The organism is Synechococcus lacustris str. Tous (assembly GCF_003011125.1).
GTDB classification, from domain to species: domain Bacteria; phylum Cyanobacteriota; class Cyanobacteriia; order PCC-6307; family Cyanobiaceae; genus Synechococcus_D; species Synechococcus_D lacustris.
Genome location: NZ_PXVC01000144.1, coordinates 1 through 2,397, shown reverse-complemented (window position 1 = coordinate 2,397; position 2,397 = coordinate 1). Strand labels below are relative to the sequence as shown.

At 56.3% G+C, this 2,397-nt stretch carries 2 protein-coding genes and 2 pseudogenes; 3 read left to right on the top strand and 1 reads right to left on the bottom strand.

What is annotated here, in order from left to right; genetic code table 11:
* Positions 1-309 (top strand): annotated as a pseudogene (locus C7K08_RS15310) (LD-carboxypeptidase); the annotation flags it as partial.
* Between the two features lie 2 nt (positions 310-311).
* Here the strand turns inward: C7K08_RS15310 and ispD are convergent.
* Positions 312-986: pseudogene (ispD, locus tag C7K08_RS16535) on the bottom strand (2-C-methyl-D-erythritol 4-phosphate cytidylyltransferase); the annotation flags it as partial.
* A gap of 64 nt (positions 987-1,050) precedes the next feature.
* Between ispD and C7K08_RS13535 the strand changes: the two are divergent.
* The gene (locus C7K08_RS13535) at positions 1,051-1,836 is read left to right on the top strand and encodes a glycosyltransferase family 9 protein (RefSeq protein WP_106501063.1); all 786 of its coding nucleotides are present in this window, start codon (positions 1,051-1,053) and stop codon (positions 1,834-1,836) included.
* A gap of 137 nt (positions 1,837-1,973) precedes the next feature.
* Entirely contained in the window at positions 1,974-2,198 is a 225-nt protein-coding gene (relB, locus tag C7K08_RS13530) for a type II toxin-antitoxin system RelB family antitoxin (protein ID WP_241537274.1), read from the top strand.
* The last annotated feature ends 199 nt before the right edge of the window (positions 2,199-2,397 follow it).

Here is a 2,397-nt window from a genome sequence, read left to right as displayed (position 1 = left end):
GATTTAGAGGGGGCTGTGTTGATCCTTGAAGACGTGGGGGAGGCGCCCTATCGAATCGATCGCATGCTCACCCATTGGCGCCTATGCGGCGCCCTGCAGAAATTGGCAGCGATCGGCTTTGGCAGTTTTGAAGGCTGTGATCAAGATTCTGAACAGGGATTTCAACTGGAACAGGTKCTGCAAGAACGCACCGAAAGCCTTGGCATACCGCGGCTGGCCGGTTTACCCGTGGGCCAYGGCAGCGCCAATGCTGTTTTGCCCCTTGGCCGCAGGGCCTGCCTWGATGGCGACAGGGGTTTGCTAAGCCTTGCGGCGCCTAATAAAGCAGCGGCCAACTCCAAATCCAGAGGTGTAGTTACCTTCAAATTGGCCGTGCTTGCCTCTAAAACCCGCACCGGTAAGCCCAAGMGCTCAAATAAGGCCGCATCATCAGTTACCTGCCACCCCTCAGCCATTGCCCTTTGATGGGCTGCCCTTAAGGCTGGCAAGGCAAAGCCCTGGGGGGTTTGGGCGGCCCACAGCCCAGACCGCTCTGGGGTATCGCGGATATAGCCATCGCTATCCACCTGCTTAATTGTGTCGGTTACGGGCACCGCWGCGATCAARGCCTCAGCGCCTTGCCTTAAGGCAATCGCACAGCGGTTAAACAGGGCTGGTTCGRCCAGGCAACGGGCACCGTCGTGGATCAACACATAGGCSGCYGCGGCCGGTARAGCCTCAAGCCCCAGGGCCACAGAAGCCTGGCGAGTGGCACCGCCCTGCACCCAAACCACGGGCTTTTGAGGCGCAAGGCTGGCAAGAATGATGTTGATCTCCTGGCGATCCTGCTCCTGACCCACCACCGCCAGCCAACTAATTTCATCACTTTGCAGGGCCGCTTCCAGGGTCCAGGCCAGTAAGGGCCTGCCTTCTAGGGGCAACAACAACTTGTTGCGCTGGTGGCCCATCCGCCGGCCACTGCCGGCAGCAACGATCAGCAGATGCAAGCGTTTCGGAATCAGCTCCATACAATTCGACCATCCCGTTACCAGGGTTGGCTCGTTTCTGCTGATGCGTGTGTTGTTTTTCGTCCCTGGTGGGGCYAAAGCCCAGCTGGATGCCCTGCCCCTTGCAGCTCAGGTAGCTGATGGCTTGGCCGCCCAACTGCAGGTGGCTTGTCCAGCAGCGATGGCACCGCTATGGAAATTGCTGCCAGCCGTAGAAAAAATATTGCCYTTTRGTTTTGATGCCGCCGTATCACTAGCCGACTGGACCAACCTGCTGGGCTGCGTTAGGGAGCCCGATTTTCAAGCCTGCCTCAACCTTGCCTCCAATTGGCGCCTTGATCTATTGCTAAGCCTTAGCCACATACCAGTGAGGGTTGCCMGCGCTGGTTTCTCCGCCACYAGMATTATTTCGAGTGCTGATTTGCTTGATTTTCTTGCACCGCTAGGGCTCAGCCCAAACCCMGAGCCATTTCAACTCAAATTACCCGCCAAGGCCCTTGCCAAAGCCCAGGCCGAATTTCCCCAGGGCAATGGACCGCTTTTRTTGTTAGCCCCTGGCGGTGGCAGTGATGATTGGCCCCAAAGCCAATGGGATGCCCTGCCMAATGGGGTGCAAMARCATTTGCCCCAGGCCAGGATTTGTGGGTTTTCAGGCCTCAATTTGATCAATCAGGCCGCCCAGGTGGCAAGTGCGGATGTGCTGGTGAGCAGYAAYCCAGTGGCAAGCCGMYTAGCAGCCTTAACGGGCGTAACCCTTGTTGATTTAGAGCAATTGCGGGGGGATCAACCCTTAAATCAACTAAATCAAAAATCAGTTTTCAAAGCCTTGGGGTTTGCAACGGCAGCTTGAAAAATTCATCAACATGAACAGMCCAGCTGCAAGTAGTTATTAAGTTGCTAAATTAAGGTCCCAGGGATTCAATTAACAAGGTTAACAACTTTGCTGGCAGAGGGGGACCCGTTGGTTTAACTGAATCAAAGCGGGTGGTGACGACTGGCGCCATCCATGCCGACTACAATGACTACATCGGTTTACGAGGGGGCATGCCCACTTCCGTTCGCCTAGACCCAGCTGTAGATGCACGACTTGAAAGCCTCGCTCGGATCACCGGCCGCAGCAAGGCTTTCTATCTGCGCGAGCTGATCGAGCAGGGCCTCGATGATTTAGAGGACGCTTACCTTGGGGCTGCCGCTCTGGAGGCCCACCGCTGATCTAGACAAGCAACTATCTTCTTGGCCGTTTTGATGAAGGATCTTGGCCTGGAGGATTGAGTTCACCCCCGCAGCTGCCAAGGAACTACGCAAGCTGGACCGACAGATTGCCAGGCGCATCGGTACCTATCCATGGGCTGGTGCGACGTGCCAGATCGCTTGGTTACCAACTGGTAGCAACCGGCTGACAGGCCGAGAT